This window comes from Caulobacter sp. DWR2-3-1b2, from assembly GCF_049896345.1.
In the GTDB taxonomy this organism is placed as follows: domain Bacteria; phylum Pseudomonadota; class Alphaproteobacteria; order Caulobacterales; family Caulobacteraceae; genus Caulobacter.
This window is the reverse complement of record NZ_JAFCUC010000001.1, coordinates 910,875-930,181: the sequence shown is the minus strand read 5'-3', so window position 1 is coordinate 930,181 and position 19,307 is coordinate 910,875. Positions and strand designations below refer to the sequence as shown.

The window sequence follows — 19,307 nt, the reverse complement described above, 5'->3', positions numbered from 1 at the left end:
CTTCAGATTTCCGGAGCGTCGACCTCATGATCCGTCCCGCCGCCAAGGCCGCCCTCGTGGCGCTGGCTCTCTCCACGACCGCTCTTTCGCCGATCGCCCACGCCCAGACCAAGCCCACGGCCCCCGCCGCCGGCGTGACCGTGCCGCCGATCGTCTACGAGGAACGGACCCTGGCCAACGGCCTGAAGGTCTATACCGCCCGCGACGCCACCACGCCTAACGTGACGGTGCAGGTCTGGTACGGCGTCGGCAGCAAGGACGATCCCGAAGGCCGCTCGGGCTTCGCGCACCTGTTCGAACACCTGATGTTCAAATCGACGCGTAACATGCCCACCGAATATTTCGACCGGCTGACCGAGGACGTCGGCGGCTTCAACAACGCCTCCACCTATGACGACTTCACCAACTATTATGAGGTGGTGCCGGCCAACCACTTGCAGCGCCTGTTGTGGGCCGAAGCCGAGCGCCTGAGCTCGCTGGTCATCGACGACGCGGTGTTCAAGTCCGAGCGCGACGTGGTCAAGGAAGAGCTGCGCCAGCGGGTGCTGGCCAATCCCTATGGCCGGTTCTTCTCGCTGAACATCACCCAGGCCTCGTTCGCCCAGCACCCCTACAAGCGCCCGGGCATCGGCTCGATCGAGGAGCTGGACGCCGCCACCGTCGATGATGTCCGCGCCTTCCACGCCGCCTATTATCGCCCCGACAACGCCGCCCTGATCGTGGTCGGCAACTATGACGAGGCCCAGCTCAACGCCTGGATCGACCAGTATTTCGCGCCGCTGAAGACCCCGGCGTCGGCGATCAAGCCGGTCACCGTGGTCGAGCCGCCGCGCACGGGGGCGAAAATCGTCACCACCTATGGTCCCAACGTGCCGCTGCCGGCCGTGGCCATGACCTGGCTGGCCCCGGCCGCCGCCAATCCGGACGCTCCGGCCCTGTCGGTGCTCGACGCCATCCTGTCGGCTGGCAAGTCGTCGCGACTGTATGACGCCTTGGTTTATGACCAGAAGATCGCCCAATCGATCTTCTCCTCGACCAGCACCAACGCCCAGCCAGGGATCTTCTATGTCGGCGCGATCATGGCCGGCGGCAAGACGGTGGAGCAGGGCGAGGCCTCGCTGACCGCCCAGGTCACCAAGCTGCGCGCCGCGCCGCCGACGGCCGCCGAACTGGCCGAGGCCAAGGCTGGGCTGCTGGCCGACGCCGTCCGCAGTCGCGAGACCATCGATGGCCGCGCCTTCGCCATCGGCTACGCCCTGCGCACCGAGGGTGACGCCGCTCGCGCCAACACCGACCTAGCCGCCCTGCAGGCCGTCACCGCCGTCGACGTCCAGCGGGTGGCCAAGACGTATTTGGCCGACGATCGCAAGGTGACCGTCCGCTACCTGCCGGAGTCGGCCCGTCCGGCCGGGGCCAGGGACCCGTTCGACGCGCCCAAGCCGACGCCGTCGGTGACCTTCAACGGGGCCGTCACCAGCTTGGCGCCCGAGGCCGAACGCCTGGCCCCGCCCGTCGCCGGTGCGCCCGTCGCCCCGGTCCTGCCCTCGCCGGTCGAGAAGACTCTGGCCAACGGCCTGCGGGTGATCGTCGCCAAGTCCAGCGACCTGCCGCTGATCACCGCCGATCTGACCGTTCGCGGCGGTTCGGGCGCCGATCCAGCCGGCCTGGCGGGCGTCTCCAGCCTGACCGCCGAGCTGCTCACCGAAGGCACCAAGACCCGCACCGCCACCCAGGTGGCCGCCGCCACCGAGGCCCTGGGCGCCAATCTGGAAGCGGGTTCAGGCTGGGAAGCCTCGTCCCTGACCCTCAGTATCATCGCCGACAAGGCCCCTCAGGGCCTGGCGATCATGGCCGACGTGGCCGAGAACCCGACCTTCAAGGCCGACGAACTGGAGCGGGTGAAGGCCGAGGCCCTGGACGGCCTGTCGGTCAGCCTGCAGCGTCCCGGGGCGGTGGCCGGCTTCGCGGCGCCGACCGTGATCTATGCCGGATCGGGCTATGGCCACGTTGCCAGCGGCACACCGGGGTCTCTACCGAAGATCACCCGCGACTCTCTGGTCAAGACCCACGCCGCCTATTGGCGGCCCGACAACGCCATCCTGGTCCTGACCGGCGACCTGACCCCCGAGCAGGGTTTCGCCCTGGCCGAGACCGCGTTCGGCGGCTGGGTCAGGCCGGCCGGCGCCGCGCCCGCCCCGATCAAGGGTCCGACCGGCTATGCGCCGCGCAACCTGATCATCGACCTGCCGGGGGCCGGTCAGGCCGCCGTGGTGGTGGTCAAGCCGGCCATCCTGCGCAGCGACCCGCGCTACTATGCCGGCCTCGTCGCCAATGGCGTGCTGGGCGGCGGCTATTCCTCGCGCCTGAACCAGGAGATCCGCATCAAGCGCGGCCTCTCCTACGGGGCAGGGTCCAGCCTGTCGCCCCGCGCCGCGATCGGCGGCTTCTCGGCCAATGTCCAGACCAAGAACGAGTCGGCCGCCCAGGTGGTGACCCTGATCAAGGAAGAGCTGGCCCGGCTGGGCGACACCCCGGCCTCGACCGGCGAACTGGCGGCCCGCAAGTCGGTGCTGGTCGGCGACTTTGGCCGTGACCTGGGCACCTCGGAAGGCCTGGGTGGCATACTGGGCAATCTGGCGATCTATGGCGTGCCGCTGGACGAGATCCAGGTGTTCACGAGCAAGATCGAGGCGGTCTCGGCCGCCGATGTCCAGGCCTTCTCCAAGACCATGCTCGACCCGGCCCAGACCAGCGTCATCGTGGTGGGCGACGCCAAGACCTTCGGCGGCACGGTCAAGGCCGTGCTGCCGGGCGCCGTGGAAATCCCTGTCAGCCAGCTGGATCTCGACAGCCCGACCCTGGTGAAGGGGAAGTAGTGAAAGTCCTCCCCCAAAGGGGGAGGGCTTGGAAGGTCAGCCCTTGGCGGCGAGCAGGTCCCGGATCTCGGTGAGCAGCTTCTCTTCCGGTGTCGGGGCCGCCGGCGCCTCGGGCGCGGGGTCCTCAGCGTCGGCGCGGCGGATCTTGTTGACCAACTTGACCAGCAGGAACACCACCGTCGCCACGATCACGAACTGGATCACGGTGTTGATGAAGGCGCCGTACTGGATAGCCACCTTCTCGACGACCGTGGTGGCGGGATTCTCGGGCTTCAGCACCCATTCCAGCTTGGAAAAGTCGAGTCCACCCATCAGCAGGCCGATCGGCGGCATGATCACCTGATCGACCAGGCTCTTGACGATGCCGTTGAACGCCGCGCCGATGATGACGCCGACCGCCAGGTCGATGACGTTGCCGCGAGAGATAAACTCGCGGAACTCCTTCACCACGCTCATGCTGGACCTATTCGTCGGCGTTGAGGCGGCCGCGCAATTCCTTTCCGCTCTTGAAGAACGGCACGTGCTTGGCGCGCACGTCAACGGTCTCGCCGGTACGCGGATTACGCCCAGCGCGGGCCGGACGCGAACGCACCGACAAGGCGCCGAAACCGCGAAGTTCCACTCGGCCACCTTCCTCGAGCGCACCGATCATGCGCTCGAGAATGACGCCGACAACGCGTTCGACGTCTTTCTGGGTCAGGTGTGGATTCTCGTTCGCGAGCTTGGCGATGAGTTCGGACTTGATCATCGATATCCCCGACGCCCTAAGCGGCCCTGGGGAGAAGGGTCTGGCGCGCGTCCGACCTTTGCCCAAGGAACCCTGAGTCTTCAAGGAAAAGCTTCGGTTAACGGCGCCATTCGGTCGGCTGGACGACTGACTTGATCGAGGGTCGATAAAAGAAAACGGCGGCCGGATCACTCCGGCCGCCGTTGCTTCAGCTCAAAAAGAGCAGAAGACTATTCCTTCGGGGTCGCCCGCTCGCGAAGGGCGGCGCCCAGGATGTCGCCCAGCGAGGCGCCGGAGTCCGACGAGCCGAACTGCTCGATGGCTTCCTTTTCCTCGGCCATTTCCAGCGACTTGATCGACATCGAAACGCGGCGAGCCGCCTTGTCGATATTCACGATCTGAGCGTCGACGCGGTCACCCACGGCGAAGCGCTCGGGGCGCTGTTCCTGGCGATCGCGCGACAGGTCCGACTTGCGGATGAAGGCGGTCATCAGGGCGTCGTCTTCACCGAAGCGAACTTCGATGCCGCCGGTGGTGACTTCCGTCACCGTGACGGTCACGGTCTGGTTCTTGCGATAGGTGTCGCCCGACATCGGATCGCCACCCAGCTGCTTGATGCCCAGCGAGATGCGTTCCTTCTCGACGTCGACGTCGAGAACCTTCGCCTTGACCATGTCGCCCTTCTTGTAGCGCGACATCGCCTCTTCGCCCGACGCGCTCCAGTCGATATCCGACAGGTGCACCATGCCGTCGATGTCGTTGTCGAGGCCGATGAACAGACCAAACTCGGTCGCGTTCTTGACTTCGCCTTCGACGGTCGAGCCGATCGGATGGGTTTCGACGAAGGAATCCCAGGGATTGGCCAGGGCTTGCTTCAGGCCCAGCGACACGCGGCGCTTGGACGGATCGACGTCCAGCACGACCACGTCGACTTCCTGCGAGGTCGAGACGATCTTGCCGGGGTGGACGTTCTTCTTGGTCCAGGACATTTCGCTGACGTGGACCAGGCCTTCAACGCCGGCTTCCAGCTCAACAAACGCGCCGTAGTCGGTGATGTTGGTGATCCGGCCCGTGAATTTGGCGCCGACCGGGTACTTGGCTTCGACACCATCCCACGGATCCGACTGCAGCTGCTTCATGCCGAGGCTGATGCGCTGGGTGTCGGGGTTGATCTTGACGATCTGCACCTTGACGGTGTCGCCGACGGCCAGGACTTGCGACGGGTGGTTGACGCGCTTCCAGCTCATGTCGGTGACGTGGAGCAGGCCATCGATGCCGCCGAGGTCCACGAACGCACCGTAGTCGGTGATGTTCTTGACCACGCCTTCGCGGATTTCACCCTCTTGCAGCTGCGACACCAGTTCGGTGCGCTGCTCGGCGCGGGCTTCTTCCAGGATGGCGCGGCGCGAGACGACGATATTGCCGCGCGGACGGTCCATCTTGAGGATGGCGAAGGGCTGTTCCTTGCCCATCAGCGGGCCGACGTCGCGCACCGGGCGGATATCGACCTGCGAGCCGGGCAGGAACGCCGAGGCGCCGCCCAGGTCGACGGTGAAGCCACCCTTGACGCGGCCAACGATGGCGCCGAGCACGGGTTCGTTCTTGGCGTAGACGCCTTCCAGACGAGTCCAGGCTTCTTCGCGCTTGGCCTTTTCGCGGCTGATCACCGCTTCGCCGAGGGCGTTTTCCAGGCGTTCCAGGAAGACTTCGACCGAGTCGCCGACCTTGATGGTCGCCTTGCCGTTCTCGTCGACACCGAATTCCTTTTGCGGCACGCGACCTTCGGTCTTCAGACCGACGTCAATGATCGCGAAGTCCTTTTCAATCCCGACAACGATGCCTTTGACGACGGTGCCTTCCGCGAAGTCGCGGCCGCCCATGGAATCGTTCAACAGCGCTTCGAAATCGTCGCGCGTCGGGTTGAAGCTCATATCGTCAGCCATGCTGATGTTTAGTCTCGTGTTGAGGGAAGCCCTGCGGTGAGCAGCCGTCGAATGACGGTTCTCGGGATTCCGGGTGTGGGGTTTTTTGAGGCGGGTCCGGCGCTTCCAAAGCGGCGGCGAGGCGGGCGGTGGATTAGCCCGGGAAGTTCCCCGACCGGGCGCGCGCCGTCTCGACAATGCGGCGGGCCGCATCGAAGGCTTGGTCTATAGTCATTTCCGACGTATCAAGCAAGACGGCGTCGGCGGCCTGGGTCATCGGCGAATCGGCGCGGCCGCCGTCGCGTTCGTCGCGCTTCCTGATGTCGGCCAGGATTTCGTCATAGGCGACGGCCTCGCCCTGGCCGACAAGCTGCCTCCAGCGACGATCGGCGCGGATTTCGGCGGAAGCGGTGACATAGAGCTTGGCCGGCGCGGCGGGCGCGATGACCGTGCCGATATCGCGGCCGTCGATGACGCTGCCCGGCTCCTGGGCGGCGAACCGCTGTTGAAACTCGCGGAGCGCCTGCCGGACCGGGGTATGGACCGCCACTCGGCTGGCCAATTCGCCGGCGGCGCGGGTGCGCAGTTCGGGCTGTTCGAGTTCGGAAGGCCGCAGCGCCAGGGCCGCCGCCGTCGCGACGCTCACGTCGTCGAGATCACCGCCGTCTTGCGCCACCTTCAGGCCGACGCCGCGGTACAGCAACCCCGAGTCCAGCAGCGGATAGCCGTAGAGCTTGGCCAGGCGCGAGGCGATCGTGCCCTTGCCCGAGGCGGCGGGACCATCGACGGCGATGATGAAGGCCATGAATAGGCTCCGCTTTCGCTCCCGACGTACGGACGGAAGGGATTTAATCCGTCTCCCCGGCGAAGGCCGGGGCTCAGGTGAAACCCACGAGCCGCTCAGGATGAATCTGGGTCCCGGCCTTCGCTGGGAAAACGGTAGTGGGATGGCGTATCTAGCGCTTCAGGCGTCCTCGAGCGTTGCTCCCAGCCCGCGCATCATCTCCGCGAAGCCGGGGAAGCTGGTGGCGATCATGCCGGGCTCGTCGATCTCGACCGGCTGCTGGGCGGCCATGCCGAGGATCAGGTGGCTCATGGCGATGCGGTGATCGCCGTGGGTGTGGACGAGGCCGCCGCCGCGCACAGGATGATTGGCGCGCGCCGTACCGATCACCGTCATGCCCTCGGGCTCTTCCTCGACGGTGACGCCGCAGGCCTTCAAGCCCGCCGCCGTCAGGGCGATGCGGTCGCTTTCCTTGACCCGCATCTCGCCGATGCCGCGCATCACCGTGGAGCCCTCGGCGAAGGCCGCGGCCACCGCCAGGATCGGATATTCGTCGATCATCGCCGGGGCCCGCTCGGGCGGCACAACCACGCCCTTCATGTCGGGGGAGTAGCGGGCGGTGATGTCGCCGACCTGCTCGCCGCTGGCCTCGCGGATATTGGCGATCACCAAGTCCGCGCCCATCTCCTGAAGCGTCGTGAACAGGCCGGTGCGCAGGTCGTTGAGCATCACGCCTTCGACCGTCACTTGCGAGCCTGGGACGATCAGGCCAGCCACCAGCGGGAAGGCCGCCGACGACGGGTCGCCGGGCACCGCCACATGGGTTCCGGTCAGCTTCTGGCCGGCCGGCAGGCGGATGTGGCGGACATTGTCGCGGTCCTCCACGGTCACCTCGGCCCCGAAGGCGCGCAGCATGCGCTCGGTGTGGTCGCGGGTGGCTTCGGGCTCGATCACCTCGACCCCGCCCTCGGCGTGAAGGCCCGCCAGCAGCACGGCCGACTTCACCTGGGCCGAGGCCATCGGCAGGGTGTATTGCAGGCCGCGCAGGTTGCCGCCCTTCAGGGTCAGCGGCAGGCGGCCCTTGTCGCGGCCCAGCCAAGTCGCGCCCATCCGGGCGAGGGGATCCAGCACCCGGCTCATCGGCCGGCCGCGCAGCGACTGGTCGCCGGTGAAGGTGGCGCAGAGCGGAAAGCCCGCCGCCGCGCCCATGACCAGCCGCACGCCGGTGCCGGCATTGCCGCAGTCGACGACGTCCGACGGCTCGACGAAGCCGCCCTTGCCCTCGATCCGCCAGCGGCCGCCGCCCTCCTGTTCGACCCGCGCGCCGAACGATCGCATGGCCTGGGCGGTCGCCAGGACATCGGCGCCCTCCAGCAAACCCTCGACCGTGGTGGTCCCCGAAGCCAGGGCGCCCAGGATCAGCGAGCGGTGCGAAATCGACTTGTCGCCGGGCGCGCGGACCGTTCCGCGCAGGGGCCCGCCAGGGGTGCTCTTCAATCCAGCCGCCGTCATGCCGCCACCGGCCTCCCTATCATGAGCTTTTCGCGAGGGGATTGCTTTTGACAGCGGCTCCCTAGCATGGCAAGTGACCCGCCGCTTTCCCCATCTGGATCAAAGGGTCGCCAACTTGGCCAATCCCGAACTGGGCGCAAAACAAATTTGCCCCAACTGCCAATCGAAATTCTACGACCTGGGCCGCCGCCCGGCCCTATGTCCCAAGTGCGGCGAGTCGTTCGATCCTGAAGAGGCGCTGAAGTCGCGTCGGGTTCGCGCGCGCGCCATCACGCCGGACTATGACGCCGAGGACGAAAAACCCGTCGCTCCCGCCAAGGAGCCGGACGGCTACGAGGACGAGGTCGATGAGACCCCGGAAATCGACCAGGCGGTGGAAGCCGATGTGGTCGACGCCGAGGACGACACCGACCCGGTCGCGACCCCGGCCGCCGGCGCCGACGAGCTGGGCGTTGATTTCGCCGAGGACGAAGACCTGGCCGAGGACGAAGCCGACGACGTTCCGTTCCTTGAGGACGAAGACGAGGAAGACGTCCTCGACGACGAAATCGAAGGCCTGCCGGGCGCCGACGACGACGATCGCTAGGCCCTTTCATTGAAGATATTTTTCGGGAACGACGATCTCGAAAAATATCCGAAAAAATGTGCCGGGAGGGTTGATCCAAAAATCCTCCCGGCATAGGTTCCGCGCCTCTTCGGGGGCCACCCAATCGGGGCCGCCGCAGACACCGAGACATTCCGGGTTTTTCCACTTGGAAATCCTTGAACTCTTGGGGCTTTAGCTCAGCTGGTAGAGCGCTTGCATGGCATGCAAGAGGTCAGCGGTTCGACTCCGCTAAGCTCCACCAAAACGGCCGCTTCCCTAAAGGGAGCGGCCGTTTCCATGTCTGCGGTCCAGCTCCTCCTCCAGTGGGGGAGGTCTCGGCGAAGCCGACGGAGGGGGGAGTGGTCGGCAGGTGATCTCCTGCAGGATCTATGGCCCTAAACTCCCCCCACCGATCGCTTCGCGATCGCCTCCCCCACAAGGGCAGGACTTGACCCTAAGCCCCCCGCGCCACGAACCAGCCGTTGCGGAAGCCCTTGTCGGCCTTGCCATAGACAAACGGCCCGCCGTCCGGCGCGGTGAAGCGACCTCCGGCTGCGAGCAGGATGGCGTGGCCGGCGGCGGTGTCCCATTCCATGGTCGGGCCGTGGCGCGGATAGAGGTCGGCCGCGCCCTCGGCGATGCGGACCAATTTGATCGAACTGTCCATCGGCGCGCGCAGATCAAAGCCGTATTCGGCCGCAAGTTCGGTCGCGCGCTCTTCGCTCATGGTGTGGCTGACCAGGGCCAGGGCCTGGCCTTTCAGCCAAGGGCGGGCGCGCACGGCGACCTCGGCAGCGCCCGGTCCGTCGCGCTTGATCACGCCGTCGGCGGTCGTGAACCAAATCTCGCCCGTGGCGGGCGCGCAGATCGCGCCGGCCACGGGAACCCCGTTGTCGATCAGGCCGATATTGACCGTGAAATTGGGATCGCCGCGCACGAAGGCCTTGGTGCCGTCCACCGGATCGACCAGGAAGAAGCGCGGGCCAATGACGTCGGGCGCGCCGAACTCGCTGGCGTGCTCCTCGGAGATCGCCGGGATATCGGGAAAGCGTTCGGCCAGCAGGGTCAGGATCAGCCGCTCGCCAGCCCGGTCCGCCTCGGTGACCGGGCTTTCATCGGCCTTGCGGACCACGTCCAGATCGGTGCGCCAGAACGGCAGGATGACCTCGGCGGCCGCCTCGACGATGGTCGCCAGATATCGGCCCATGTCGGCCAAATCTTGAGTGCTCATTAGGTCCCTCTGGGGTCGTCGCCGACGAAGACCAGGCTGACGCGCGTCGCGTCCACCGTCTGCTTGCCGGCGTCCTCGAAATTGACGGTCACGCGATGGCCGATCACCGATTGCACCTGGCCCAGCCCCCAGTCGGGCTGGTCGGGATGGCGCACGAGGACGCCGGGCTCGAGAAACGGATCCATCACCCGCCCCTGATAGGCGACCGGTCCCGTTTGCCAAAGCCACAAATCACGCCAAAGATCGCGTCATGACCGAAGCCGACGCCCCCTCGCCCGCCCTGACCGACGCTCCCGCTCCGGAATTGAACGTCCCCAAGCTCGACATAGGGGGCCCCGACTTCGCCGCGATGGTCGCCGCGCGGCTCTGTCACGACTTCATCAGTCCGGCCAGCGCCATCGTCTCGGGCCTGGACCTGCTGGAGGACCCGTCGGCCCAGGACATGCGCGAGGACGCCATGAGCCTGATCGCCTCCAGCGCCCGCAAGCTGGCCGACCTGCTCCAGTTCACGCGCGTCGCGTTCGGCGCGTCTGCCTCGGCGGAGAACTTCGACTCCCGTGAGCTGGAAAAGTTGTCGCAGGGTGTGTTCGCTCATGTCCGCCCGACCATGGTGTGGGACATACCGGCCACTGTGCTGAACAAGGCCAGTGCGCGGGCCATTCTCAACATCGCCCAACTCGCGGCTAGCGCCCTGCCCGCTGGCGGGGTGGCGACGCTAAAGGCCGTGGTCCTGGACGGCCGTGTGGCCATCACCGCCGACGCGCTGGGCCCCCGCGCCCGGCTTCGCCCGGAGGTCTTGGCCGGACTGAAGGGCGAGGCCCTCGCCGAGGGGCTGGGCGGCCCCTGGGTGCAGGCGGCTTATCTTCACGCCTTGGTGCGCGCCGCCGGCGGCCAGGTCGGGGTCGAATTGGCTGAAGACCGGGTCAGCCTGGCCGCGTGGGTTCCCGCTTAGGCCCCTTCGCGACGATTAAGACCGGACATCGTCCGCAACGTCACTGCTCCTTAACCCCCGCCGCGCCAATCTGGGGGTCTTGAATTGGAGCATGCCGTGAAGACCTGCCTCGTCGTCGATGACAGTCGGGTGATCCGAAAAGTCGCCCGGCGCGTCTTGGAGGACATCGGCTTCGAGATCGCCGAGGCCGCCGATGGCGTGGAGGCCCTGGCCTGGTGCCGGGCGGCCATGCCTGACGCTGTTCTGTTGGACTGGAACATGCCGGTGATGAACGGGATCGAATTCCTGCGCCATCTGCGCCAGGAGCCGGGCGGCGACGCTCCGGTCGTGGTGTTCTGCACCGTCGAGAACAGCATCGAGCGCATCCGCCAGGCGTTGGACTGCGGCGCCAATGAATACATCATGAAGCCGTTCGACGGCGACATCATCACGGCGAAATTCGCCGAGGCGGGCCTGCTGTGATTCCCGAGGACATGGAGCTTCTGGCCGCCCTGGCCCGCCAGCGCGCCGGTCTGCGGATCGAGAGTGACAAAACCTACCTCGTTGAAAGCCGTCTCGGGCCGCTGGCCCGGCGTGAAGGCTTCGAGTCGATTGAAGCGATGATCGCCGCCCTGCGCGCCCATCGCGAGGACCGGTTGATCTGGGCCGTGGTCGAGGCCCTGACCCTCAACGAAACCGCCTTCTTCCGCGACCGCGAGACCTTCGCCCATCTGCGCGATACGCTGTTGCCGGCCCTATCGCGCCAGACTCGCGATCGCCCAATCCGAATCTGGAGCGCCGCCTGCTCGACCGGCCAGGAAGTCTATTCCCTGGCCATGACCGCAGCGGACGCGCGCGGCGTCGAGCCGGGCGCGCGCTTTGAATTCTTCGGGTCGGACCTTTCCGACCGCTGCCTGGAGAAGGCCCAGAGCGGGCTCTACACCCAGTTCGAGGTGCAGCGCGGCCTGCCGATCCGGCTGCTGGTCAAGCATTTCGAGAACGCCGATGAAATGTGGGCGATCAGCCCGCGTATCCGCCAGGCGGTGCGCTGGCGGCGGATCAATCTGATGGCCGACCTATCGCCTCTGGGCAAGTTCGACGCCATCCTGCTGCGCAATGTGCTGCCGGGGCTCGATCCCGGCGTCCACGCCCGGGTTATCGAGAGCCTGGCCGCGCGCCTCGAGGACGACGGCGTGCTGCTGATGGGCGAGGGTGAGAGCCTCACCGAGGTCACCGGGGCCGTACTGCCGGTCGCCGATCATCCCGGCCTGTTCACCCGCGACCCCAACTTCCGCGCAGCCGCCTAGGCGCCTCAGGCCCCGGCCCACCCGCGAAAAAGCCCGCCGGTCGACTGACCGGCGGGCTCAATCTTTAGTCCGCAGCTAGATGCTTACTTGGCGTCCTTGGCGGTGTCGCTGACGGCGTGGCCGGCCGACGAGACATCCTTGCCGGCGCCTTCGACGGTGTTGCAGGCGGCGACGGACAGGCTGGCGGCGATGGCGGCCAGGATGATGAGCTTGCGCATGGAAGTTCTCCGATGGTCGCCCGACGGGCGTCTGAAAGTGTTGCCCCTGCAGAACGTCTGCGGCGCCGCTAGGTTCCGCCTACGCTCTCGACCGGCGGCGCTTGCGGCGTCGGGAAAATCAGTCGCACCAGCAGGCCGCCAGCTGGCGAGGCCTCGAACAGAAGTTTCCCGCGCAGCTGCCGAGCGAAGGCGGTCATCAGGGTCCGCCCAACGCCTTCGACCGGACCCTTGGGCGCGCCGGGACCGTCGTCGCCGATCGCCAGTTCAGCCTCTTCGCCGCGCACGAAGAAATCGACGGTCAGCGTCCCGCCCCGCTCGCCCAGGGCGTGCTTCTGGGCGTTGGTGATGGCCTCGACCGCGAACAGGGCCAGGGGCGCAAGCCGGTCTGGATCGATGACCAGCGGGTCGGCATGCACCTCGGTGCGGATCGGCCCGCTACCCATCGAGTCGCCGGCCAGCAGCAAGGCGGTCAATTCCTCGAGGAACGGTCGCAGGTCCACCCGCTTGAGGTCGGGGCCCTGGTAGAGCGCGCGGTAGATCTGGGCCAGGGCGGTGATCCGCTGGCGGGTGTCGTTGAGGGCGGTGCGGGCGGCTGGGTCGGTCAGCGCCCGCTGCTGCATGTTGAGCAGCGAGGAGATGATCTGCAGGTTGTTCTTCACCCGGTGATGGATCTCGCGCATCAGGGCGTCCTTCTCGCCCAGGCTGTCGCGGAGGGACGCGTCGCGAGCGACGATGGCGGCGGCCATGTCGTCGAGCGTGGCGGCCAGTTCGCGGATCTCCGGCGGCGCCCGCTCGGCCTGCAGCGGCCGGACGGTGAAGCGACCCCGGGCATAGATGGCCGCCACCCGGCGCAGATAGACGATCCAGCGGATCACCGCCTGCTCGGTGGCGTAGAGCACCGCCGCCAGGGCGAGGACGAAAGCCAGCAGCGGGGCCAGCAGGCGCAACGCTGGATTCAGCCAGGCCCAGGAAGCCAAGCCGGGGGCCTTGGCCGACAGGATGACGAACACCTGCTCGCCGACTAGGGGCGCGGCGGAGAAGTCGCGATGGCCATGATCCGCGTCGAAGCCCGACCATAGGGCCGAGCCGGTTTTGGCGGCGCGGTCGCGCCAGGCCTGGGGCGGCGCGCTGAACGCCCGAGGATCGGTGGCGGCGAACACGTGGCCCTCGGAATCGGCCAGGGCCACCTCGGCGCCGCCAGGCAGATAGCGATTGGCGGTCTCCGGCTTCAGACTGGACAGGGTGAGGATGGCGGCCATGGCGCCGCCGAACTTTCCATTGGCGTCCTCGGCCCGCACAGCGGTCAGCACCGAAGGCTCGTCTGCATAGGACACCCCCGGCACGCTGGCCACGACCATGTGCGAGCCGGCCGCCAGGTTCTGAAACCAGGACCGACCCGAACGCGCGGCGTCGGGGGGGGTGGTCGCGGCGGCGCAAGACACCCGGCCATAGGCGTCGAAGCGGATCAGATTGGCATAGCCCGGAAGGTGGCTCTTCACCGTGTCGAGGCGCTGGGCGCAGGATAGCCCAACCGAACCCGGACCAAGCGTCTGCAGCAGAACGCCGGCCGCCTCAATGCGAGCGCGGGCGATCGCCGCGCTGCGCCCTGCCGCCAGTTCGAGACTTTGACGTCGAGAATCTGCCTCCGCCTTGAAGGCGAAGACCGACTGAAGAACACCCAGAACGAGGACGGGGAGGAGCGCGATGAACAGCGCGCCGGCCAACCGGACCCGAATGGAGCCGACGACGTCGGAACCGCGCCCGAGAGAAGACTTCACCGCAGGGTGCTCAGTCTCTCCGCGTCGGCCAGGATGGCGTACATGGCGTCGCCGGCGGCGCCACCGTCGCGGTCATAGGCGCCCGCTTCCAGAATGGCCTGCAGGGCGCGCCGGGCCCGGCTGACGCGGCTCTTCACCGTACCGACCGCGCAGCCGCAGATCTCGGCCGCTTCCTCGTAGGCGAACCCGCCCGCGCCCACCAGGATCAGCGCTTCGCGCTGTTCTGGCGGCAGCATGGCCAGGCTGAGCCGCAGCTCGTCCAACGCAACCGGGGCCTCGGGATCATCAACCGCCACGAGGGTGCGCTCGGCGGCCTCTTGATCAAGCTGGCTCTGGCGCCAGGAGCGACGCTTCTCAGAATAGAACTGGTTGCGCAGGATCATAAAGGTCCAGGCCTTCATGTTGGTGCCCAGCTGGAAGCTGGCCCGAGCGTCCCACGCCTTCATCATGGCGTCTTGCGCCAGATCATCGGCCGCGGTGGGGTCGCCGGTCAAAGTACGAGCGAAGGCGCGAAGATGCGGGATGAGCGTGACAAGTTCCTTCTTGAAGGCCACGTCACGGACCGGGTCGAAGGGCGACCGGCCGACTTGCGCTTCCGTCATGGTTCAACGCTCTCCCGAAGGCTTTTCTGCCTTGCGAAGGATGTCGAGGAATTCGTCGGGTACAGGCTCGTTCACGACCTCGTCGAACATCTGACGAAGCTTGACGCCGATAGCCTGCTGACGGAGCCGGGCTTCATCGAGGGCGGCGGCCCCCTTGCGATGATCTTCCATGGGTACGTGTTCAATCATGTCCTCGACGCCGATAAAACGCGACGCCCGCCCCCTGGCCGAATGAGTGTCCGCAGGATGACAACGTCGAATTCCGTATGAGGTTCCGCAAGCTTGAGCATATGGTGGCAAAACTAGTCCGCTCGAGGAACCCCGACGCGCCGCGAAATGGAACCGCGCAGGGCGCGCCGCGTTTAGTGCTCGATGGCGAACGGCGCAGCTTTGCCGCGACGGTCGTTTTTTTGTTCCCAAGACACTCAAACGGGAGGGGTCATGAGTCTTCTTGCCCGGCTAGCGCCGCACTTGCCTTATGTTCGTCGCTACGCTCGCGCGCTGACTGGCGACCAGACCACTGGCGATCATTATGTGCGCGTTGCGCTCGAGGCTCTGGCGGCCGGTGAAAGGTCGTTGGACGCCAATCTGTCGCCGCGCGTCGCCTTGTATCGCGTGTTCCATGCCATTTGGCTGTCCTCCGGCGCGCAGCTCGAAGCGCGGCGCGACGACGTCGTTGGTCATGGTGACGACGCCTCGCAGCGGCTGATGCGGATCGCTCCGCGTTCGCGGCAGGCGTTTCTGCTGACGGCGCTGGAGGGCTTCACCCCGACCGAGGCCTCGCAGATCCTCGACTGCGATTTCGCCGAGGTCGAGCGCCTGATTTCTGAAGCGCAGCAAGAGATCGACGCCGAACTGGCCACTGACGTCCTCATCATCGAGGACGAACCGGTGATCGCGGCCGATATCGAGGCCTTGGTGCGTGAGCTTGGCCACGACGTCATCGACATCGCCGCCACCCGCGGTGAAGCGGTCGAGGCCGTCAACCGCCGCACCCCGGGCCTGGTGCTGGCCGACATTCAGTTGGCCGATGGTTCGTCGGGCATCGATGCGGTCAAGGATATTCTGGCGCGTCTCGACGTGCCGGTGATCTTCATCACCGCCTTCCCCGAGCGCCTGCTGACCGGTGAGCGTCCGGAGCCGACCTTCCTGATCACCAAGCCCTTCCAGCCGGAAACGGTGAAGGCGGCGATCGGCCAAGCGCTGTTCTTCCATCCGCGCCGGACCCAGAAGGCGGCCTGATCTTTCAGGCCTGAAAACGAGGAAAGCCCCGGTTCGTCGCCGGGGCCTTTTTCGTATGCGTGTCGCTCGTGACGCAAATGCAAAGCGCTTAGCCAGCCGGCGTTTGCTTCACCGGTGTCTGGGGGGTGGAATAACGTCCGGCTTCCTGCGTGGTCTTGGCGCCGTTGTTGTGCTCGACGCTGGCCAGGTCGCCAGAGCGCATGGCCCAGGCCCCGAACAAGCCAATAGCAGCCAAGACGGTCGAGATGATCAGCACCCAGAACACGTGCTTGCCGCGGCGACCTTGACGGGCGCGGGTTTCGTTAAGGACGGGACCGGAACGGTCGAGATCGGCGGGCATGGCAGGCTTCCTTATCGCGCGGCGGAATATCCGCCCGAGCTGAGCTCGGCCGAACCGCCGTGTGCGGGGTTGTTGAAATGCTGGAGCACGCCGGCCGACGCCGCGATAACGACGATCACCGTCAAGGCGGTCATGCGGTTGCGGACGGTCTTTTGCCGACGCGTCGGCGCCTGGTCGAAAACCAGTCCGCCATGCTCGGCTTGGTAGGTGCGGATCACGACGTAACTCCCCAGCTTCGAGGCCGTATCGCCTTCGGGAAATCAACGTCTGGCTTTCGCCGCTGTTCCCTGCGGCAGTGGCCGAGTGATGGCCTCAAGAAAAATCGCGGAATAGGCGAGAAAATATTCATCGGGCGGGAACCGCCCCTTCTCGTTCACGTTTTCAATCTGCGGAGGCGGCGACGCCCCCCCGACTTGAGGCTAGCGCAAGTTAGCCTGTCGCCTCCGCACCCCACACTTCCAAGGCCTTAAGGCGGACCCTTGCGGATCCGCCCTTTGCTTTGGCGTAAGCGCGGCGAGGCGTGATCAGCCCCGCGGTCCGTTCAAATCGATCTTGACGTCGGCGCGGCGACGCAGAGGACGGGACTCGCCCGAGCCTGTCAGGGAGCCGCTATCGCCAGCAGCGGCGACGTCGATCTCCACATTGCGGAACCCGACCTTCGCCAAGGCGCCGGTGACCACGCTCGCCCGCGTCTTGGAGAGCGCCAGGTTGGCGTCTGCGGCCCCCACGGCGTCAGCCAGCCCCAGCACGCGGACGGAGTTCACCTGGCAGCCCTTGGCCATCGCGCCAGCGTTCTTGAGCACGGAGCGCGCTTCGCTAGTCAGGGCGCTGGACTGGCTCTCAAAATAGATCTCCACCGCGAAGTCTTCGCAGGCCGGCGGCGTCATCACGATATCGGATCGCGACTTGGGTCCGGAATTGCTGGCGCAACCCGCGGCTAGCCCGGCGGCGACGACAACACCAATCGCCGTCAGTTCGACTCTTCTCATCGCTTGCCCTCTCGTGCTGCGGCCACGCAAAAGGCGGCCGGCGCATGCCGACCGCCCTTTCCAGGTCTTTCAGGCGACCCCGACTTAACGGGGGCTGCCGTCTTCCCAGTAGTAACGACCGCTACGCGAGTCGTAGTAGTAGTACCGTCCGGCCCGCTCGTCATAGTACTGACGGCGATTGGCGTTGGTCGAACCGCAGCCGCCGTCCTCGCGACAGCCCTTGACGGCGCCTGCGGTGCCGCCGATGGCGGCGCCGATGGCGGCGCCGGTGCTGGCGCTGCCGCCGCCGACATTGTTGCCGATGACCGCGCCGGCGAGAGCGCCCAGAGCGGCGCCCCCGGCGGCGTTGCGTTCGGTGTTGCCGGTCGCGGTGCAGCCGCTGGCCAGCACACCGACGCCCAGCAAGGCGATCAAGGTCTTCTTCATTGTGGCTCTCCCGTTCGAGCTTGTCCCGAGAGGCAAACGGCGGGGCGAGGCCAACGGTTCCGGGAACCCTCGCAAAGCTGCGCCGTTTGCCAAGTCAATGTTTCCGCGCGTTGGCGCTTTTGGATGTTTCGCATGCGCGTTGAAGTGATCGTCAATACCGCCTCGGGCTCGGTGGGCAAGGACGCGCCGGCCCAGGCGGAAGCCATCCTCGCCGAACATGGCGTGGAGGGTCAGGTGCATGCGCCGACCGAACGGGAGCTAACCGCCTGCATCCGCGCGGCCATCGAGCGTCGCCCCGACGCTATCCTGATCGTGGCCGGCGATGGCACGGCCCGCGCGGCGGCCGAGATGTCGGGTCCCGACGGCCCGATGATCGCGCCCTTGCCGGGCGGCACGATGAACATGCTGCCCCACGCGCTATACGGCGCGATTTCCTGGCCCGAGGCCATGGCCGCCTGCTTGAAGAACGGCGAGGCCAAGATGATTTCCGGCGGCGAAGTCAGTGGCCGACTGTTCTTCGTCGCCGCCATATTGGGTAGTCCGGCCCTGTGGGCCACCGCCCGCGAGGCCGCCCGGGCCGGGCGCGCCGACCTGGCGCTGATGCGGGCCCGGCGGGCGCTGCGACAGGCCTTCTCCACCCGCCTGCGCTACGTCCTCGACGGCCGCCCCAAGGGCAAGACCGAGGCGCTGAGCCTGATGTGCCCCCTGGTCTCGGCCGACCTGCACGCCGACGAGCAGGCGCTTGAGGCTGCGGCCGTCGATCCGTCGAACGCCCTGGACATCTTCCGGCTCGGCGTCAGCACCGTGACCGGCAACTGGCGCAACGATCCGTCGGTGATCGTCGGCCGCTGCCGGGTCGGCAAGGTCTGGGCCGGCGGGCGGATTCCCGCTATCCTGGACGGCGAGCCGGTCCGGCTGGACGATACGGTCAGCATTCGCTTCCGCCCAAAAGCCTTCCGCGCCCTGGTGCCCGCCGCATGAGCCAAAGGCTGAAACTGGTCCAAGTCTCCGACATCCATTTCGGCGGCGAACACAAGGACGCCGTCGAGGCGGCGGTCGAACGCATCCATGCCGAGCGGCCCGACCTGGTGATCGCCGCCGGCGACCTGACCAAGGATGGGAAGACCACTGAGTTCGACGCCGCCAAGGCCTGGCTGGACCGGCTGCCTCGCCCGCAGCTGGTGACGCCAGGCAATCACGACACCCCGTTCGTCGGCCCCCGCGAGATTCTCAACCGCATCTTCGCGCCGTGGCGACGCTATGAGCAGCGGTTCGGCGAGCGGATGAACGGAGACTGGGACGACCCGCGCGTCACGGTGGTCAGCCTCAATTCCGCTCGCGCCTTCCAGCTCCGGCTGAACTGGTCGAAGGGCGCGGTGTCGCGCCGACAGATCCGCGAGGTTTGCGCGGCTTTGAAAGACGCCGCGCCGGACGCGTTGAAGATCGTGGTCTGCCATCATCCGCTGATCGAGATGCTGGGCGGGCCGATGACCGCCAAGGTGCGGGGCGGTACGGCGGCCGCCCTGGCCTTCGCCGGCGCTGGGGTGGATCTGGTGCTGACGGGCCACATCCACGCGCCTTTCGTGCACCCCTACCCGTTCTCGGACGGCTGCACCCAGGCGGTAGGCTCGGGCACCCTGTCGGTGCGCGAACGTGGCGTGCCGCCTAGCTTCAATGTCATCGAGGTCGACGACGGCGACATCAAGATCACGGCCCTGGCCTGGGAGCGCACTCAGTTCACGGTCTGGCGAACCTGGTCGGTCCCGCGCCGCTGCGTCCCATGTTCAAACGAAAACGGCGCGACCGAGGTCGCGCCGTTGAACGTTTAGTCGAGAG

Annotated in this window: 23 protein-coding genes and 1 tRNA gene; 9 read left to right on the top strand and 15 right to left on the bottom strand. The window is 66.9% G+C overall.

Annotated features, from left to right (window positions below; genetic code table 11):
- Positions 1 to 26: 26 nt before the first annotated feature.
- Positions 27 to 2,876, top strand: coding sequence for a M16 family metallopeptidase (locus ACP694_RS04505; RefSeq protein ID WP_426010749.1), 2,850 nt, complete (start codon positions 27 to 29; stop codon positions 2,874 to 2,876).
- Between the two features lie 36 nt (positions 2,877 to 2,912).
- On the opposite strand, the gene mscL is transcribed toward ACP694_RS04505, so the two are convergent.
- From mscL to aroA, 5 genes are all read right to left on the bottom strand, one after another.
- On the bottom strand, positions 2,913 to 3,332 hold the full coding sequence (gene mscL, locus ACP694_RS04500; protein ID WP_426010747.1) for a large-conductance mechanosensitive channel protein MscL: 420 nt from the start codon (positions 3,330 to 3,332) through the stop codon (positions 2,913 to 2,915).
- 7 nt (positions 3,333 to 3,339) lie between these two features.
- Positions 3,340 to 3,624, bottom strand: a complete 285-nt coding sequence (locus ACP694_RS04495; RefSeq protein WP_426010745.1) for an integration host factor subunit beta — start codon at positions 3,622 to 3,624, stop codon at positions 3,340 to 3,342.
- Between the two features lie 209 nt (positions 3,625 to 3,833).
- Positions 3,834 to 5,546, bottom strand: coding sequence for a 30S ribosomal protein S1 (gene rpsA, locus ACP694_RS04490; RefSeq protein WP_426010744.1), 1,713 nt, complete (start codon positions 5,544 to 5,546; stop codon positions 3,834 to 3,836).
- Positions 5,547 to 5,679: 133 nt separating this feature from the next.
- Positions 5,680 to 6,330: a (d)CMP kinase gene (gene cmk / locus ACP694_RS04485; RefSeq protein ID WP_426010742.1), complete on the bottom strand. Its 651-nt coding sequence runs from the start codon at positions 6,328 to 6,330 to the stop codon at positions 5,680 to 5,682.
- A gap of 159 nt (positions 6,331 to 6,489) precedes the next feature.
- Positions 6,490 to 7,821: a 3-phosphoshikimate 1-carboxyvinyltransferase gene (gene aroA, locus ACP694_RS04480; RefSeq protein WP_426010740.1), complete on the bottom strand. Its 1,332-nt coding sequence runs from the start codon at positions 7,819 to 7,821 to the stop codon at positions 6,490 to 6,492.
- A 115-nt stretch (positions 7,822 to 7,936) separates the two neighbouring features.
- Here aroA and ACP694_RS04475 point away from each other — a divergent pair, with 115 nt between their 5' ends.
- Positions 7,937 to 8,407: a TIGR02300 family protein gene (locus tag ACP694_RS04475; protein ID WP_426010738.1), complete on the top strand. Its 471-nt coding sequence runs from the start codon at positions 7,937 to 7,939 to the stop codon at positions 8,405 to 8,407.
- Positions 8,408 to 8,593: 186 nt separating this feature from the next.
- Positions 8,594 to 8,669 (top strand) — tRNA-Ala (locus ACP694_RS04470).
- A gap of 192 nt (positions 8,670 to 8,861) precedes the next feature.
- Here ACP694_RS04470 and cysQ read toward each other — a convergent pair.
- Both cysQ and ACP694_RS04460 read right to left on the bottom strand, forming a co-directional pair.
- Entirely contained in the window at positions 8,862 to 9,638 is a 777-nt protein-coding gene (cysQ, locus tag ACP694_RS04465) for a 3'(2'),5'-bisphosphate nucleotidase CysQ (RefSeq protein WP_426010736.1), read from the bottom strand.
- Positions 9,638 to 9,826: a DUF3553 domain-containing protein gene (locus tag ACP694_RS04460; protein WP_426011292.1), complete on the bottom strand. Its 189-nt coding sequence runs from the start codon at positions 9,824 to 9,826 to the stop codon at positions 9,638 to 9,640. The genes cysQ and ACP694_RS04460 overlap by 1 nt, the downstream gene beginning before the upstream one ends.
- Positions 9,827 to 9,888: 62 nt before the next feature.
- On the opposite strand from ACP694_RS04460, the gene chpT reads away from it, so the two are divergent.
- The 3 genes from chpT to ACP694_RS04445 all read left to right on the top strand — a co-directional run bounded on the left by chpT (position 9,889) and on the right by ACP694_RS04445 (position 11,876).
- Positions 9,889 to 10,590, top strand: a complete 702-nt coding sequence (chpT, locus tag ACP694_RS04455; protein WP_426010734.1) for a histidine phosphotransferase ChpT — start codon at positions 9,889 to 9,891, stop codon at positions 10,588 to 10,590.
- An 84-nt stretch (positions 10,591 to 10,674) separates the two neighbouring features.
- Positions 10,675 to 11,052, top strand: coding sequence for a response regulator (locus ACP694_RS04450; protein WP_426010732.1), 378 nt, complete (start codon positions 10,675 to 10,677; stop codon positions 11,050 to 11,052).
- Positions 11,049 to 11,876, top strand: coding sequence for a CheR family methyltransferase (locus tag ACP694_RS04445; protein WP_426010730.1), 828 nt, complete (start codon positions 11,049 to 11,051; stop codon positions 11,874 to 11,876). The genes ACP694_RS04450 and ACP694_RS04445 overlap by 4 nt, the downstream gene beginning before the upstream one ends.
- A gap of 83 nt (positions 11,877 to 11,959) precedes the next feature.
- On the opposite strand, the gene ACP694_RS04440 is transcribed toward ACP694_RS04445, so the two are convergent.
- The 4 genes from ACP694_RS04440 to ACP694_RS04425 form a co-directional block, all read right to left on the bottom strand.
- Entirely contained in the window at positions 11,960 to 12,094 is a 135-nt protein-coding gene (locus ACP694_RS04440; protein WP_426010729.1) for an entericidin A/B family lipoprotein, read from the bottom strand.
- Positions 12,095 to 12,162: 68 nt separating this feature from the next.
- Positions 12,163 to 13,872, bottom strand: coding sequence for a sensor histidine kinase (locus ACP694_RS04435; protein ID WP_426010728.1), 1,710 nt, complete (start codon positions 13,870 to 13,872; stop codon positions 12,163 to 12,165).
- Entirely contained in the window at positions 13,869 to 14,474 is a 606-nt protein-coding gene (locus tag ACP694_RS04430) for a sigma-70 family RNA polymerase sigma factor (RefSeq protein WP_426010726.1), read from the bottom strand. Before ACP694_RS04430 ends, ACP694_RS04435 begins: the two co-directional genes overlap by 4 nt.
- A gap of 3 nt (positions 14,475 to 14,477) precedes the next feature.
- The gene (locus ACP694_RS04425) at positions 14,478 to 14,663 is read right to left on the bottom strand and encodes a NepR family anti-sigma factor (RefSeq protein ID WP_012284186.1); all 186 of its coding nucleotides are present in this window, start codon (positions 14,661 to 14,663) and stop codon (positions 14,478 to 14,480) included.
- A gap of 252 nt (positions 14,664 to 14,915) precedes the next feature.
- Between ACP694_RS04425 and ACP694_RS04420 the strand changes: the two genes are divergently transcribed.
- Positions 14,916 to 15,716 carry a response regulator gene (locus ACP694_RS04420; protein WP_426010724.1) on the top strand — a complete coding sequence of 267 codons (801 nt, stop codon included), beginning with the start codon at positions 14,916 to 14,918 and terminating at the stop codon, positions 15,714 to 15,716.
- Positions 15,717 to 15,804: 88 nt separating this feature from the next.
- On the opposite strand, the gene ACP694_RS04415 is transcribed toward ACP694_RS04420, so the two are convergent.
- From ACP694_RS04415 to ACP694_RS04400, 4 genes are all read right to left on the bottom strand, one after another.
- Positions 15,805 to 16,056 (bottom strand): hypothetical protein, encoded by a 252-nt coding sequence (locus ACP694_RS04415; RefSeq protein ID WP_426010723.1) that lies wholly within the window; start codon positions 16,054 to 16,056, stop codon positions 15,805 to 15,807.
- A gap of 11 nt (positions 16,057 to 16,067) precedes the next feature.
- Positions 16,068 to 16,274, bottom strand: a complete 207-nt coding sequence (locus ACP694_RS04410; RefSeq protein ID WP_426010722.1) for a hypothetical protein — start codon at positions 16,272 to 16,274, stop codon at positions 16,068 to 16,070.
- Between the two features lie 306 nt (positions 16,275 to 16,580).
- Positions 16,581 to 17,045, bottom strand: coding sequence for an OmpA family protein (locus ACP694_RS04405; RefSeq protein WP_426010720.1), 465 nt, complete (start codon positions 17,043 to 17,045; stop codon positions 16,581 to 16,583).
- An 84-nt stretch (positions 17,046 to 17,129) separates the two neighbouring features.
- Positions 17,130 to 17,471, bottom strand: a complete 342-nt coding sequence (locus ACP694_RS04400) for a YMGG-like glycine zipper-containing protein (RefSeq protein ID WP_426010719.1) — start codon at positions 17,469 to 17,471, stop codon at positions 17,130 to 17,132.
- A gap of 132 nt (positions 17,472 to 17,603) precedes the next feature.
- On the opposite strand from ACP694_RS04400, the gene ACP694_RS04395 reads away from it, so the two are divergent.
- Both ACP694_RS04395 and ACP694_RS04390 read left to right on the top strand, forming a co-directional pair.
- A complete protein-coding gene (locus ACP694_RS04395) occupies positions 17,604 to 18,452 on the top strand; it encodes a diacylglycerol/lipid kinase family protein (protein WP_426010717.1) in 849 nt (282 codons plus the stop codon).
- Positions 18,449 to 19,300: a metallophosphoesterase family protein gene (locus ACP694_RS04390; RefSeq protein WP_426010716.1), complete on the top strand. Its 852-nt coding sequence runs from the start codon at positions 18,449 to 18,451 to the stop codon at positions 19,298 to 19,300. The genes ACP694_RS04395 and ACP694_RS04390 overlap by 4 nt, the downstream gene beginning before the upstream one ends.
- Positions 19,301 to 19,307: the final 7 nt, after the last annotated feature.

Coding starts and splice junctions, on each gene's coding strand:
- ACP694_RS04405 (WP_426010720.1), bottom strand. CDS start 17,045: ATGAGAAGAGTCGAACTGACGGCGATTGGTGTTGTCGTCGCCGCCGGG.
- ACP694_RS04390 (WP_426010716.1), top strand. CDS start 18,449: ATGAGCCAAAGGCTGAAACTGGTCCAAGTCTCCGACATCCATTTCGGC.
- ACP694_RS04495 (WP_426010745.1), bottom strand. CDS start 3,624: ATGATCAAGTCCGAACTCATCGCCAAGCTCGCGAACGAGAATCCACAC.
- cysQ (WP_426010736.1), bottom strand. CDS start 9,638: ATGAGCACTCAAGATTTGGCCGACATGGGCCGATATCTGGCGACCATC.
- ACP694_RS04400 (WP_426010719.1), bottom strand. CDS start 17,471: ATGAAGAAGACCTTGATCGCCTTGCTGGGCGTCGGTGTGCTGGCCAGC.
- ACP694_RS04415 (WP_426010723.1), bottom strand. CDS start 16,056: ATGCCCGCCGATCTCGACCGTTCCGGTCCCGTCCTTAACGAAACCCGC.
- aroA (WP_426010740.1), bottom strand. CDS start 7,821: ATGACGGCGGCTGGATTGAAGAGCACCCCTGGCGGGCCCCTGCGCGGA.
- ACP694_RS04425 (WP_012284186.1), bottom strand. CDS start 14,663: ATGATTGAACACGTACCCATGGAAGATCATCGCAAGGGGGCCGCCGCC.
- chpT (WP_426010734.1), top strand. CDS start 9,889: ATGACCGAAGCCGACGCCCCCTCGCCCGCCCTGACCGACGCTCCCGCT.
- ACP694_RS04505 (WP_426010749.1), top strand. CDS start 27: ATGATCCGTCCCGCCGCCAAGGCCGCCCTCGTGGCGCTGGCTCTCTCC.
- rpsA (WP_426010744.1), bottom strand. CDS start 5,546: ATGGCTGACGATATGAGCTTCAACCCGACGCGCGACGATTTCGAAGCG.
- ACP694_RS04440 (WP_426010729.1), bottom strand. CDS start 12,094: ATGCGCAAGCTCATCATCCTGGCCGCCATCGCCGCCAGCCTGTCCGTC.
- mscL (WP_426010747.1), bottom strand. CDS start 3,332: ATGAGCGTGGTGAAGGAGTTCCGCGAGTTTATCTCTCGCGGCAACGTC.
- cmk (WP_426010742.1), bottom strand. CDS start 6,330: ATGGCCTTCATCATCGCCGTCGATGGTCCCGCCGCCTCGGGCAAGGGC.
- ACP694_RS04430 (WP_426010726.1), bottom strand. CDS start 14,474: ATGACGGAAGCGCAAGTCGGCCGGTCGCCCTTCGACCCGGTCCGTGAC.
- ACP694_RS04420 (WP_426010724.1), top strand. CDS start 14,916: ATGAGTCTTCTTGCCCGGCTAGCGCCGCACTTGCCTTATGTTCGTCGC.
- ACP694_RS04395 (WP_426010717.1), top strand. CDS start 17,604: ATGCGCGTTGAAGTGATCGTCAATACCGCCTCGGGCTCGGTGGGCAAG.